The sequence below is a fragment of the Pseudomonas sp. 2VD genome (genome assembly GCF_005503585.1).
GTDB lineage: Bacteria > Pseudomonadota > Gammaproteobacteria > Pseudomonadales > Pseudomonadaceae > Pseudomonas > Pseudomonas aeruginosa.
Genome location: NZ_SCND01000007.1, coordinates 1 through 13,726 on the forward strand (window position 1 = coordinate 1; position 13,726 = coordinate 13,726).

The 13,726-nt window shown below is 66.7% G+C and carries 11 protein-coding genes; all 11 read right to left on the reverse strand.

What is annotated here, in order from left to right:
• The coding region (locus FFS27_RS01460) for a glycosyltransferase (protein WP_137951916.1) at window positions 1–640 on the reverse strand (640 nt) is incomplete at its 3' end.
• Window positions 624–2,381, reverse strand: coding sequence for a carbamoyltransferase family protein (locus tag FFS27_RS01465; RefSeq protein ID WP_021263529.1), 1,758 nt, complete (start codon window positions 2,379–2,381; stop codon window positions 624–626). The genes FFS27_RS01460 and FFS27_RS01465, both read right to left, overlap by 17 nt.
• A gap of 103 nt (window positions 2,382–2,484) precedes the next feature.
• Window positions 2,485–3,963 (reverse strand): lipopolysaccharide kinase InaA family protein, encoded by a 1,479-nt coding sequence (locus tag FFS27_RS01470; RefSeq protein WP_023101640.1) that lies wholly within the window; start codon window positions 3,961–3,963, stop codon window positions 2,485–2,487.
• Window positions 3,960–4,718: a lipopolysaccharide kinase InaA family protein gene (locus FFS27_RS01475; RefSeq protein WP_003095770.1), complete on the reverse strand. Its 759-nt coding sequence runs from the start codon at window positions 4,716–4,718 to the stop codon at window positions 3,960–3,962. Before FFS27_RS01475 ends, FFS27_RS01470 begins: the two co-directional genes overlap by 4 nt.
• The gene (locus FFS27_RS01480) at window positions 4,715–5,449 is read right to left on the reverse strand and encodes a lipopolysaccharide kinase InaA family protein (RefSeq protein ID WP_009314386.1); all 735 of its coding nucleotides are present in this window, start codon (window positions 5,447–5,449) and stop codon (window positions 4,715–4,717) included. Before FFS27_RS01480 ends, FFS27_RS01475 begins: the two co-directional genes overlap by 4 nt.
• The gene (rfaP, locus tag FFS27_RS01485) at window positions 5,449–6,255 is read right to left on the reverse strand and encodes a lipopolysaccharide core heptose(I) kinase RfaP (protein WP_003095775.1); all 807 of its coding nucleotides are present in this window, start codon (window positions 6,253–6,255) and stop codon (window positions 5,449–5,451) included. Before rfaP ends, FFS27_RS01480 begins: the two co-directional genes overlap by 1 nt.
• A complete protein-coding gene (locus FFS27_RS01490; protein WP_003135667.1) occupies window positions 6,252–7,373 on the reverse strand; it encodes a glycosyltransferase family 4 protein in 1,122 nt (373 codons plus the stop codon). Before FFS27_RS01490 ends, rfaP begins: the two co-directional genes overlap by 4 nt.
• A complete protein-coding gene (gene waaC / locus FFS27_RS01495) occupies window positions 7,370–8,437 on the reverse strand; it encodes a lipopolysaccharide heptosyltransferase I (RefSeq protein WP_019485817.1) in 1,068 nt (355 codons plus the stop codon). The genes FFS27_RS01490 and waaC overlap by 4 nt, the downstream gene beginning before the upstream one ends.
• A complete protein-coding gene (gene waaF / locus FFS27_RS01500; protein WP_003109905.1) occupies window positions 8,434–9,471 on the reverse strand; it encodes a lipopolysaccharide heptosyltransferase II in 1,038 nt (345 codons plus the stop codon). The genes waaC and waaF overlap by 4 nt, the downstream gene beginning before the upstream one ends.
• 59 nt (window positions 9,472–9,530) lie before the next feature.
• Window positions 9,531–10,454, reverse strand: coding sequence for a branched-chain-amino-acid transaminase (gene ilvE, locus FFS27_RS01505; protein WP_003095783.1), 924 nt, complete (start codon window positions 10,452–10,454; stop codon window positions 9,531–9,533).
• 55 nt (window positions 10,455–10,509) lie between these two features.
• A complete protein-coding gene (glnE, locus tag FFS27_RS01510) occupies window positions 10,510–13,458 on the reverse strand; it encodes a bifunctional [glutamate--ammonia ligase]-adenylyl-L-tyrosine phosphorylase/[glutamate--ammonia-ligase] adenylyltransferase (protein WP_003109906.1) in 2,949 nt (982 codons plus the stop codon).
• Window positions 13,459–13,726: the final 268 nt, after the last annotated feature.

Genomic DNA, 13,726 nt, shown 5'->3' on the forward strand with positions numbered 1-13,726 from the left:
GCAGGGTAGCCTGGTCCTTGTCCGGATGCAGGCGGCCGACGTTGCCGACCACCCAGGCCTCGTCGGGCAGGCGCAGTTGCCGGCGCGCACTCAGGCGCTCGACCTGCTCGGTCTGCAGCGCAGCGACGTCGATGCGGTTGTAGAGCGTCTCGATCCGCTCCGCCGGCCACTTCGGCAGGCAACGGCGGATATCGTCGCGCACCGCGTCGGACACCGCCAGCAGGCTCAGGCGCTTGCTCATCAGGCCGGCGAAGACCTTGCGCGACAACCGCTGGTAATCGCCGAAGGCGTGGTGCACGCCAACGATCGGCAGACGAGTGGCCAGGCTGGCGATCCAGATCGGCTTGAAGCGGTGCGCGATGCAGAAGCGGAAGTCGCGCGAACGGGCGATCTCGCGCAAGTCGCGGATCGCCTTCAGCTTGAGGCCACGGATGTCCCTGGAGCCGTACTCGAGGAACAGTACCTCGTCGGAGGCGCAACGCGCCGCCACCTCAGGATCGGAACGCCCGGTGAGGAACACCGTGGTGACCTTGTACGGGGTTCCGGCGAACAGGCTGGCGTACTGACGGGCACAGTCGAGGAAAGGCCCGTCGTAGCCGTGACAGAACTGCAGGACGCGAGGTTCAGCCGACCGAGTCATACCAGTCCACGCCCTCCTTCACCACCAGGATGTCCTCCATGATCAGGTACTGCAGATCGGAGCCGAAGAACATGTTCAGGGCGTCGGTCGGCGAGCAGATCATCGGTTCGCCACGACGATTGAGCGAAGTGTTCAGGGCCACGCCGTTGCCGGTGAGGTTCTCCAGTTCCTTCATCAGGTCGTAGTAGCGCGGGTTGTACTCGCGCTTCAGCACCTGGGCGCGGGAGGTGCCGTCCTCGTGCACCACTTCCGGCACTCGCTCCTTCCACTCTTCGTTGACTTCGAAGGTGAAGGTCATGAACGGGGCCGGGTGGTCGATCTTGAACATCTGCGGGCCGACGGTATCCAGCATCGACGGGCAGAAGGGTCGCCAGCGCTCGCGGAACTTGATCTGCGCATTGATCCGGTCGGCCACGCCCGGCACGCTCGGGCAGCCGAGAATGGAGCGGCCACCGAGGGCACGCGGACCGAACTCCATGCGTCCCTGGAACCAGGCCACCGGGTTGCCGTCGGCAAGGATCCTGCCGATACGCCGGCTGCGGTTGTCGATCTTCTGCCACTGCGGCCTGGCCTCGTGACGGGCGCAGGCGGCGATGACGTCCTCGTTGGAATACTCCGGGCCGAGGTAGACGTGCTCCATCTTCTCCACCGGCACGCCGCGCTGGTGCGACACGTAGGCCGCCGCGCCGACCGCGGTGCCGGCGTCGCTGGCCGCCGGCTGGACGAACAGCTCCTTCACTTCGGGACGCGAGATGATCTTCTGGTTGAGCTTGACGTTCAGCGCGCAGCCGCCGGCGAAAGCGACCTTGCCGGTCTCGCGGATGATATCGCCGAGGTAGTAGTCCATCATCTCCAGCGCGAGCTTCTCGAACAGCGCCTGGATGCTCGCGGCGTAATGGATGTAGGGATCGTCGGCGATGTCGCCTTCGCGCTTGGGCCCCAGCCACTCGATCAGCTTGGGCGAGAAGTAGTAGCCCTTGCCTTTCTCCTTGTAGCGGCGGAAGCCGATGACGTTGGCATAGTCGGTGTTGATCACCAGTTCGCCGTTCTCGAACTTGGCGAGACGGGAGAAATCGTACTTGCTGGCGTCACCGTAGGGCGCCATGCCCATGACCTTGAACTCGCCGTCGAGCATGTCGAAGCCGAGGTACTCGGTGATCGCGCCGTACAGGCCGCCCAGCGAATCCGGATCGTAGAACTCCTTGATCTTGTGGATCCGACCGTTCTCGCCCCAGCCGAAGAAAGTGGTGGCGTACTCGCCCTTGCCGTCGATGCCGAGGATCGCGGTCTTTTCCTTGAACCCCGAGCAATGGTAGGCGCTGGAGGCATGGGCAAGGTGGTGCTCGACCGGCTGGATCTTGATTTTCTTCAGGTCGAAGCCGAGTTGCTGCAGGCACCACTCGATGCGCTTGTAGTAACGCTTGTAGCGGCGGTTGCCGAGCAGGATCGCATCCAGCGCGCGATCCGGCGCGTAGGCGTAGCGCTTGGCATAGTGCCAGCGGGCCTTTTCCATGATGCTGATGGGAGCGAAGGGAATCGCCACCACGTCGACATCGGCCGGCTCGATCCCTGCCTGCTCCAGGCAGAACTTCGCCGATTCGTAGGGCATGCGGTTCTTCGCGTGCTTGTCGCGCACGAAGCGCTCTTCCTCGACGGCCGCGACCAGCTTGCCCTCGATGTACAGGGCGGCGGACGGGTCATGGCTTACGGCGCCAGACAGGCCTAGGACGGTCAATGCCACGGTAGAACCTCTTCAAAGCAGCTCGCGATTGCGGAGTGGGACCGACAACCGCGGCTTTCGTTTAACTCGTCGACCGCCGCAGGCGGTGGTCGTCGCTTGTCGTTCAAGCCCCGGCGGCGTCGCCGAGGCGGGGAATCCGTTGCTCCAGCAGCCGGTAGAGGCCGCTGTTCTGCGGCCAGTTGCGCAGGAAGCGCGCGCGGTCGCGGGCGTAGGCGCGGGCAAAGGACGCCTGGCTGTGATGCTTGCGCATCGCGTCCAGGTCGATCAGCGCCCATTCGCCGCCTTGTTCATGGGCCTGCCAGAACAGGTTGTGTCCCTTCAGGTCGCCGTGGCTGATGCGTTCGCGGATCAGCGTCGAAAACAGCCGATCCAGTGCCGCCAACTCGGCTTCCGGTGGCGAAACGGCGCCATCGGGCATGTCCAGGCAAGGCTTAAAACGAGCGATTATATCCTGACCGCCGAGATAATCGGTAATCAGGTAGGCGCGCCCGCGCAGCCAGCACCAGCGCCGCTCCAGCATCGCCAGCGGACGGGCGGTGGCGATGCCGAGGAATTCCAGGCGGTTGCCTTCGCGCCAGGAGGCCCAGGCCCGGCTCGGCCGCCAGAAGCGCTTCAGCCAATGGACCCAGCCCTTGATGTTGTAGCGCTTGATGATCAGCGTGCGGCCGTTCGCTTCGACCCGGGCGACGGTGGCCGCGCCGCCGTCCTTGTAGACGTGGCCGGCGGCGATCAGGCGGTCCGCGTCCGCCAGCAGCGGCGCCATCGTCTCGGCCTCGCTGCGGCGGGCGGCGAACAGGCGGAACGGACCGCGCACGACGCTGAACAGGCTACAGTCGCGACCGACCTTCCTCAGCAGGTCGCGTACCCGCCAGCGGCGAACCTTGGCGATTTCCTTCTGCAAGGCTTCCAGCGGCAGCGCATGCTCGCCGTTGGCCAGCAGGTAGTGCACCAGCAACTCCTCCAGGAAAGGATCGAGGAGCGCCGGCAACTGGGCGAAGAACACCCCGAGGTTTTCCAGCACTTTCTGTCGCGACAGCGGCTGGCCGGGAGTTTCCGCACGCACGCCGCCACCGTCGATGAGATACAGGCGGCCGGCGTGGCGCAACAGGTTGTCCAGATGCAGGTCGTCCTGCCAGAGGCCCTTTGCATGCAGCTCGCCAATGGCTGCCAGGGCTTCGCCGAGCACCGCTTGCTGGGCATCGCCCAGCGGCGCCTGGGCCTCCACCGCACGCCAGGCGTCACCGAGGCTCTGCGCCGCGTCGAGGTAGTCGAACAGCAGCCAGCCGCCCTCGCCCTGCTGCAGCCCGTCGGCCAGCAGCGCCGGGGTGGTCAGCCCCTGGGCCGCGAGCAGACGCGCCCCTTCCAGTTCGCGCTGGAAATGCCGTGCGGCCTTGCCGCCCACCAGCAGCTTGGCCAGCACCTTGCGCCCACGCCATTCGCCGGCACCGACGTAGCGCTGCCCGGGCAGCACCCGCAGCAGACTGTCCAGGCGCAGTTCGGCAGCGCCAGCGCCATCCGCCAGGGTCACCCGCAATGGCAGTTGCGGGTGGCGCCCGGCGGCTTGCAGTTCGGCCAGTCTCATCGGCGCGACTCCTTGCGCCGGCGGCGCTGGTCGAGAAGGCGATACCACTGCTCGACCTCGGCCGAGTCGAGGGGTTCGTCGACATAGGCGGAGATGAATTCGTGCACGTCCGCTTCGCTCCAGTCCGGGGCACGGCGCAGCATCGGCTCCAGGTCCTTGACCTGGTCGCGGCGGCCGAACCAGATCGGGCGGGTCTTCTCCAGGTCGATCAGGCAGGCCTCGAAGACACCATCGGCCCCCTCGCGGAGGAATACATGCTTGGGATAGAAGCAACCATGCATCTGTCCGGCCGCGTGCAGCTGGCGCGCCAGCCTGCCAACCGCCCGGAGAATCGCCCGGCGCCGCTCTTCGGCCAGGTCGTGCCAGGACGCCAGCCAGGTGTCCAGGTCCTGCCAACCGTCCAGGGCACGGGTCAGGAGGATCGCCTGGCGCTCTCCGCCGACCGCCTGCTGGGCGAAGAACGCCGCCTGCAGGGCGGGAATGCCCAGCGCCCGGTAGCGCTCGATGTTGCGGAACTCGCGGGCGAAGGTCGGCTCGCCCAGCGGATGGCGCAGGCTGCGGGTCAGGTGGTTGCTCTGGCGCTTCAGGTAGTAGGCGGAGTCGCCCAGGTCGAGGCGGTAGACGCTGCTCCAGCCACCCCGTTCGGTATTCGGTTCGTCCACGGCATCCAGCTGCAAGGCCCACAGGGCGTCGAAGCTGTCCAGACGGTTGCGCTGGAGCAGGTCGTGGTCCTGCGCGGCGATGAAAACGCTCATTCGCGCCCCTCGAAGAAAGCCACCACCTGGCGAATACGCTTCTTGTCGGATTCGTTCAGGTGCCGGCGACGGCGATATTGCAGGTAGAAGCGCAGGCGCTGGGTGCGCGACAGGTGGTACTTGGCCACCTTGTCCAGGCAGGCCAGGTCCTTGGTGATCCGGTAGCGCAGCATGAAGCTCCACCAGAACGCGCCGTTCGGGCAGTCGATGAAATACACCAGCGGCTGGGCGTCCACCAGCAGGTTGCGCCACTTCAGGTCGTTATGGGTGAAATGCTGGTCGTGCATCAGGCGCGTAGCCTTGGCGATCTGCCGGCTGACGCCGTCCACCCAGCGCGGGTCCTTCAGGCGCGGATCCCGGTTGCAGGCGAGTACCGACAAGTCCTCGGTGCCCGGCAGTTCGCGGGTGATCATGGCGCCGCGCTGGAAGGCGCCGGCCTTGCGCTCCAGCCCCCAGGCGACCACTTCGGCGGTGGGAATGCCCCACTTCTCGAAGCGCTTGAGGTTCTGCCACTCGGCCTTGATCCGCGGTCGCGCCAGGTAGCGGCGCAGGCCCTTGCCGGCGCTGCGGTAGCGCTTGACGTAGTAACGCACGCCGTCGCGCTCGATGCGGATGACTTCGGACAACGGGTCGCGGGTCAGGCGCTCGCCCTCCAGGGCGAACACACTATCGAGGCTACCGAAGTCGGCGGCCAGGTGACGGTAATTGGGTTCGAGGGTCCACCCCGCCATCAGAGCAGGTCTCCGTAACGCTGCTTGCGTTCGTAGAGTTTTTCCGCCTTGCGTTCCATCCAGGCCAGCAGGCCGGCCTCGTCGCGCAGTATCTCGCGCAACGGCCGGCGGAAATAGGTGCGCAGGAAGCGTAGCTTGTCGCGACGCGTCAGTCCGATGTCCAGCGCAGAGAAATACAATGCCGCCAGATCCTTGTTACGCCAGCGTTTCGGCGTGGCGTCGCGGGTCTGGGCACGGTGCAGGTCGATCACCGAGAGGCGGAAATCGTCCGCGCTCACCGGCTTGTCGGTGTGCAACAGGAAATGACAGATGTAGCAGTCGCGATGGTTGACTCCGGCACGGTGCATGTCGCCGACCATCCGCGCCACCGCCTCGACCAGCGCGCGCTTGAGCCGCGGCGGTGGAGGACGTTCGCGCCAGTCCTGGGAGAACACCTCGAGGTCCACGGTCGGCGCCAGTTCCTCGGTGACGATGAAGGAATGCTGCCGCGCCGGATCGCTGCCGCGCTCGCCGTAGGCGACCGCGGTCATGGTCGCTACGCCGGCCTCGTGCAGGCGCCGGATGGCCTGCCACTCCTGGCGCGCGCCGAGCACCGGGAGCTTGGCGGTGAGCAGGTTCTTGGCGATCTCGCCCCAGCCGATGCCACGGTGGATCTTGACGAAGTAGCCGCGCCCGTCGACCTCGGTGCGCAGGGTGCGGCGCCCCTCCAGTTCGCGGTAGACCTTGCCTTGCAGCGCCTCCACCGCCTCGAACGGGTCGCGCCCGCTCCACAGGCGCTTGAACGGCTCTTCCAGCACCAGCCTCATGAGGCCTCCCCGAGGATCAGGTCGGCGGCGCGCTGCGGCATGCTGTAGAGGTCGGCGTGATCGGCGTAGGCCAGGCCATTGCGCGACCAGGCGGCGCGCGCCGGAGCGTCCTCCAGCATTTCCGCGAGCAGGCGGTTGAGACTGTCCTGCTCGAACGGACTCGGCAGCACCCGCCCGGCGTCGGCCTCGGCGATGTAGTGGGCATAGCCGCAGACATCGGTCACCAACACCGGCAGGCCGGAGACCAGCGCCTCCAGCAGCACCGTACCGGTGTTCTCGTTGTAGGCCGGGTGGATCAGCAGGTCGGCGCCGAGCAGGAAGCGCGGGATATCGCTGCGACCCTTGAGGATCTGTACCTGGTCGTTGAGACCGAGGGCGGCGATCTGTAGCAGGAACGGCTTGGGATCGTCCTGGCCGATGGCGATCAGCCGGGTACGCCTGCGCAACGCCTTGGGCAGCGCGGCCAGCGCCTTCAGGCTGCGATCCAGGCCCTTGGTCTTGAAGCCGGAGCCAATCTGCACCAGCAGCAGGTCGTCCTCCTCCAGGCCGAACTCGCGGCGGAATTCCGCACGCACGTCCGCGGCGTTGGCCGGCGCCCGGCGATCCTGGCTGATCCCCGGCGGCAGCAGATGGAAACGCTCGGCCTGGGTGCCGTAGTGCTTGACGAAGAGCGGCTGCTGCACCTCGGAGATCATCAGGATCTCGGTCTTCGAGGCCGGGTCGAACACTGCCCGTTCGTAGCCGGCGAAGTGGCGGTAGCGGCCCCACTGGCGGTACAGCGGGTTGCGCAAGGTCTGGGCCTTTTCCTCGAAACAGGCGTCGGCGGCGTAGTAGACATCCAGTCCGGGCATCTTGTTGAAGCCGATCACCCGCTGCACCGGGCGCCTGGCCAGGTCGGCGCGGACCCACGCGGTGAACTTCTCGTTGCGCCGGTGGTTGAAGATCGAGCGCACCGGGGCCACCAGCACTTCGAAGCCGTCCGGCACGTCGCCCTCCCAGATCAGGGTATAGACGCGGATGTCGTGCCCGCGCCGCTGGCATTCCAGGGCGATGCGCATGAAGTCGCGCTGCAGGCCGCCGAAGGGGAAGTATTTGTAGAGGATGAACGCCAGGGTCATCGGAGGGTCTCCGGGGCCAGCAGCATGGCCTCCAGCTGGGTGGCCACGCGCTGGGGATTCAGCCGGGTGAAGCACAGCGGCTGCTCACGCTTGAGATCGAACAGTTTGCGGTCCTCTTCGGTCGGCTGGTAGGTACAGGTCTTCTTCAGGCACGGCGCACAGGGGAAGTCGCTGCCCAGGTGGACCTGGGAGCGCCCGTAGGCGCCGGTGAAGCCAGGATTGGTCGGGCCGAACAGCGACAGCGTCGGCACGTCCAGCGCCGCCGCCAGGTGACCGAGGCCGGTATCCACCGCCACGCAGGCGCGCGCGCCGGCAAGCACCTTGGCCATGCCGGCCAGGGATAATCTGGGGAGTACCGCGGCATTTTCCAACCCCGCTGCCAGGCGCCCGGCCCGCTCCCGCTCGGCGGTGCTGCCCCAGGGCAGGCGCACCGACCAGCCGCGCTCGCACATGCGCTCGGCCAGTTCGCGCCAGTAGGCTTCCGGCCAATGCTTGGTGACCCAGGTAGTACCGTGCAGGAACACCAGGTACGGCGCGCCAGGGTCGGCGTCGGCCAACTGCTCGCGGTCCAGGCCATAGTCACCGACCGACTCGGGCAACGGGTAGTCCAGCGCCTGGGCGAACAACTGGCGCGTGCGCTCCACCGCATGCTGTCCCCAGGCGACCGGATAGGCACGGCGATAGAAGCGGCTGGCGAGCGGCTCGCGCGCCGAGTCACGATCGAGACCGGCGACCGGCGTCTTGCCCACGTAGCGGGTCAGCCAGGCACTCTTCAGCAGCCCCTGGGCGTCGATCACCAGGTCATAGTCGACTTCCTTCAGGCGCTGCTTGAAGCGCCGCCATTCGCCGTTGCGCAGGGTCTGCCAGAGATTCTTGCGCCAGCGCCGGATCGCCACCGGGATCACCCGCGCCACCGCCGGATGCCAGGCGGGAATCTCGGCGAAACCTTCCTCCACCACCCAGTCGAACTGGATGCCGGGAATCGCCCGGGCGGCGTCGGTAAGCGCCGGCAGGGTGTGGATCACGTCGCCGAGGGACGAGGTCTTGACCAGCAGTACCCTCATCCGGCGACCTCGGCAGGGTCGCCGACCAGCCGCTCCAGGGCTTGCAATACCAGGCCAGGCGGCAGCTCGCGGAGGCAATTGTAGTGGCCGAAGCGACAGGTGCGCTCGAAGCACGGGCTGCACTCGAGACCGAGGCGGACGATCTCCACCCGGTCCGCCAGCGGCGGGGTGAACTGCGGCGAGGTGGAGCCATAGACGCCCACCAGCGGGCGATCCAGCGCGGCCGCCACGTGCATCAGGCCGGAATCGTTGGACACCACCGCGCCAGCGCAGGACATCAGGTCGATGGCCTCGGCCAGCGAAGTCTCCCCGGCAAGATTGAAGGACTCCTCGCGCAACCCCGGAATCAGGCGCTGGCGAATCTCCTCTCCACCGGGATGGTCGTTCTTCGAGCCGAACAGCCAGACCTGCCAGCCGGCACGGATCTTCGCCTCGGCGACCGCGGCGTAGTGTTCCGCCGGCCAGCGCTTGGCCTCGCCGAACTCGGCGCCGGGACAGAGCGCCAGCACCGGGCGGTCCAGGCTCAGGGCGAACTTGTCGAGCGCCGCCTGGCGGCTGCCGTCGTCGATCCGCAGGCGCGGCTGCGGATAGGGCTTCGGCAACTCCACGCCCGGCTCGAAGGCCAGGGCCATGAAGCGTTCGATCATCAGCGGATAGCGCTGCTTGTCGAGCTTGCGGATGTCATTGAGCAGCCCGTAGCGCATCTCGCCGCGCCAGCCGGTGCGCTTCGGTATTCCGGCGAACCAGGGCACCAGCGCCGACTTCAGCGAGTTGGGCAGCAGGATCGCCTGCTCGTACTGACCGCGCAGGCCGCGTCCGATCCGGCGCCGGGTGGCGACGTCCATCACCCCGTGGCCGAGCGGGAAGCTCAGGGCCTGGCGCACCTCGGGCATGCGCTCGAGGATCGGTCGGCTCCACTCGGGCGCCAGCACGTCGATCACGCACTCGGGATGCCGCTGGCGCAGACACTGGAACAGGGTCTGCGCCATCACCATATCCCCCACCCAGGAGGGACCTACGATCAGAATTCTCATTCAGGCTCCGGAAATGATCAGGGAGGCTTTCGCCTCCCTGTCACACCCTTCTTCGGTGCTTACTTGACCAGGGTACGCCACTCGGCGTGGGCCTCGGTCTTGCCGCTGACCAGGTCGAAATAGGCTTTCTGCAGCTTTTCGGTGACCGGGCCACGGCGGCCGGCGCCGATCTTGCGACCGTCCACTTCGCGGATCGGCGTGACTTCCGCGGCAGTGCCGGTGAAGAAGGCCTCGTCGGCGATGTACACCTCGTCGCGGGTGATGCGCTTCTCGACCAGTTTAAAACCGTGTTCGGCGGCCAGGGTCAGGATAGTGTTACGAGTGATGCCGTTCAGGCAGGCGGTGACTTCCGGGGTGTAGATCACGCCATCCTTGATGATGAAGATGTTCTCGCCGGAGCCTTCGGCCACATAGCCTTCCGGATCGAGCATCATGGCCTCGTCGGCGCCGCCGGAGATCGCCTCCTGGAGGGCCAGCATCGAGTTGATGTAGGCACCGTTGGACTTGGCGCGGGTCATCGAGATGTTGACGTGGTGGCGGGTGAAGGAACTGGTGCGCACCTTGATGCCTTGCTGCAGGGCTTCCTCGCCCATGTAGGCGCCCCAGCTCCAGGCGGCGATGATCACATGGACCTTCAGGCCGCTGGCGCGCAGGCCCATGCCTTCGCTTCCGTAGAACACCATCGGGCGGATATAGGCGCTTTCCAGGTTGTTCTCGCGCACGGCGGCGCGGGTCGCCTCGTTGATCTCGTCGCGGCTGTACGGGATCTGCATGTTCATGATGTGCGCGGAGTCGAACAGCCGGTCAGTGTGCGCCTGCAGGCGGAAGATCGCCGTGCCCTGCGGGGTGTCGTAGGCGCGCACGCCCTCGAACACGCCCATTCCATAGTGCAGGGTATGGGTCAGCACGTGCGTGGTCGCATCGCGCCACTGCACCAGTTCACCGTCATACCAGATCACGCCATCACGATCGGCCATCGACATAGTTGCCAGCTCCTTCAGATATTCGTTACGTACTTGCGTTACGTGCCTGAGTGGATCAGCCGAGCCGCAGCTCGCGCCAGATCCTGATCACTTCTCGCCGCTCCGTCTGGAAGTGCTCGCCGCTCACGACCCCGGCCTCCTTCTGTAGTGCCAGGCGGTGTGCGGCTGCGCGATAGGCCTTGTAGGCCTCCTGCAGGAGACGGACGTCCTCGCTGGCGATCAGGCCAGCCCGTTCCAGTCCTTCCAGAATGCGGATGTTATCGGTGAATTCGAGCAGCGCCGGGTGTTCTCCGGACCAAGCTAGAACCGCATATTGCACCATAAATTCGATATCGACGATACCACCGGCATCGTGCTTGAGATCGAAGGCTGCCGTGGCCTCGAAGGCATTCGAGGCGGTACCGGCGGCGGTCGCGCGGGTTCCCAGGTTGTCGCGCATCTTGGCGCGCATTTCGCTGACTTCGGTGCGCAACGCGTCGAGATCGCGCGGCCTCGCCAGCACCTCGGCACGTACCGCCTCGAAGCTCGCCTGCACCCGCCGGCAACCGGCCAGCACCCGGGCGCGGACCAACGCCTGGTGCTCCCAGGTCCAGGCCTCCTGCTCCTGGTAGCGCTGGAAGGCGCCCAGCGAACTCACCAGCAGGCCGGCCGCGCCGCTCGGACGCAGGCGCATGTCGACCTCGTAGAGGGTGCCGGATGGCGTCTGCGCGGTGAGGAAATGGATGATCTTCTGCCCCAGGCGGGTAAAGAACTGCGCGCCATCGATGGATTTGCCGCCATCGGTCTCGCAGTGGGGGTCGCCGTCATGGATGAACACCAGGTCGAGGTCCGAGCCATGACCGAACTCCAGCCCGCCGACCTTGCCGTAGCCGACGATGACGAAGTCCGGATCGCACGGCGTGCCGTCGGCGCGCAACGGCCGGCCGTGACGCTGCACCAACTGCCGCCAGGCCAGTTCGAGGACCTCGACGAGGATCGCCTCGGCCAGCCAGGTCAGGTAGTCGCTGACCTTCATCAACGGCAGCGTGCCGGCGATCTCCGAGGCCGCCACCCGCAGCCCGTGGGCCAGCTTGAAGTGACGAAGGGTCTCCATCTGCTGCTCGAGGTCGTCCTCGGGAATCCGCATCAGCCGTTCGCGCAGCTCGGCGGCCAGCTCGGCGGCCTGTGGAGGACGGAACAGGCGCCCCTCGTTGAGCAGTTCGTCGAGCAGGATCGGGAACCGCGCGATCTGCTCGGCAACCATCGGGCTGGCCGCGCAGAGGGTCAGCAGGCGCTCCAGCGCGCCAGGGTTCTCGGTCAGCAACACCAGGTAGGCGGAACGCCGCGCCACCGCTTCCACCAGCGGCAGGACCCGCTCCAGCACCAGGTCCGGCTGGGGGTTTTCCACGGTCATCGCCAGCAGGCGCGGAACGAAGGCATCCAGGCGCTCCCGGCCGAGACGCTGCATCGCTCGCACCTGGGGGCCGTGGCGCAGATCGCTGAGACGCTTCCAGGCCGCCTCGGCATCGACGAAGCCGGCGTCGGCCAGTTGCCGGCTGGCCGACTCCTCGTCCAGCGCCTCCTCCCACAGCGGGATCCACTCGGCGCCGACGCTGCCGCAGGCCGCCTCGCCGCTTTCGTCCTCGTCCGGGTCGGCGATCACCTGGCGGAAGTGCCAGTCGATGCGCGCCCGCCAGTGGCTCAGGCGCTCGTGGAATGCGGCCCAACTGGCGAAGCCCATGATGAAGGCCACGCGGATGCGGTCGTATTCGTCGCTGGGCAGCATTTGCGTCTGCCGGTCGGCCAGCGCCTGGATGGCATGCTCGGCGTAGCGCAGGAACTCGTAGCCGCCGCGCAGCTCCTCGACCACCGCCGGCGGCAGGTAGCCCTGCCCCTCCAGGGTCGCCAGCACCTTCAGCAGCGGTCGTTGCTGCAAGCTCAGGTCGCGCCCGCCATGGATCAACTGGAAGGCCTGGGCGATGAACTCCACCTCGCGGATACCGCCTTCGCCCAGCTTGATGTTTTCCGACATCCCCTTGCGCCGGACCTCCTGCTGGATCAGCTGCTTCATGGTGCGCAGCGCCTCGATGGCGGAGAAGTCCAGGTAGCGCCGATAGACGAACGGCCGCAGCATGCCGAGCAGTTGCTCGCCTGCCTGCTGGTCGCCGCCGACCACCCGCGCCTTGATCATCGCGTAGCGCTCCCAGTCGCGCCCCTGGTCCTGGTAGTACTGCTCCAGCGCGGCGAAGCTGTAGACCAGCGGTCCGCTGGAGCCGTAGGGACGCAGGCGCATGTCGACGCGGAAGACGAAGCCGTCGACGGTGATCGCATCCAGCGCCTTGATCAGCTTCTGCCCCAGGCGGGTGAAGAACTCCTGGTTGTCCAGCGAACGCTTCGCCCCCTCGGTCTCGCCGCCCTCCGGGTAACCGAAGATCAGGTCGATGTCCGACGACAGGTTGAGCTCCACCGCGCCCAGCTTGCCCATGCCGAGGACCACCATCCGCTGCGGTTCGCCGGAGCGCCGGCCGATCGGCGTGCCGAACTGCTCGCACTGGCGCCGATGGAGCCACTCGCAAGCCAGGTCGATGCAGGCGTCGGCCAGGGCCGACAGGTCGCGACAGGTTTCCGCCAGCGCGGCGCGGCGGGTCAGGTCGCGCCAGATGATGCGCAGTTGCTGGCGTGTGCGGAAACGTCGCAGGCGCCGACCGAGTTCGTCCTCGTCGGCGCAATCCTCCAGCCGCGCCTGCAACTGGCTGCGCAATTCGCCGGGCGCGTGGGGGTTCTCCAGCTCGCCGCGTTCGGCCAGATCCAGCAGCATCGCCGGGTCGCGCACTGCCTGCTCGGCGACGAAATCGCTGGCCGCAGCGACCCGTCGGAAATCCTCCAGGCGCTCCTCGGGCCAGGCCTCCAGGCGGGCCAGGGCGGCGGCATCGAGGGCGGCGACAGCGGAGCGGAGGGCAGTCCCGGCGCGTTCGGCGGCAGGCAGCAGGGTGGCCGGCAGATTCGCCAGCGAAGGCAGGCTCATGGTCTATCCTGTTTGGGCTTCCGACCGAAGACCACAGGCTCGACGCACAACGTCGAAAAGGCTCTACATCGGGCCTTATAGCCTGACAGCGACAATCGAAATGTAGTTTTACTACTAAAAATTGTATCCAGAGGGCTGTTTCTCAGACTGATCTGTAGTAAAACTACAAGTCGCCGGGTACACCCCCGGAGAACATCCAAGAATTAGCTGCGGTCGCCCACGAGGCCGGCCGCTCACCTATGGCATCCGATTCTGGAAGCCTTTCCGC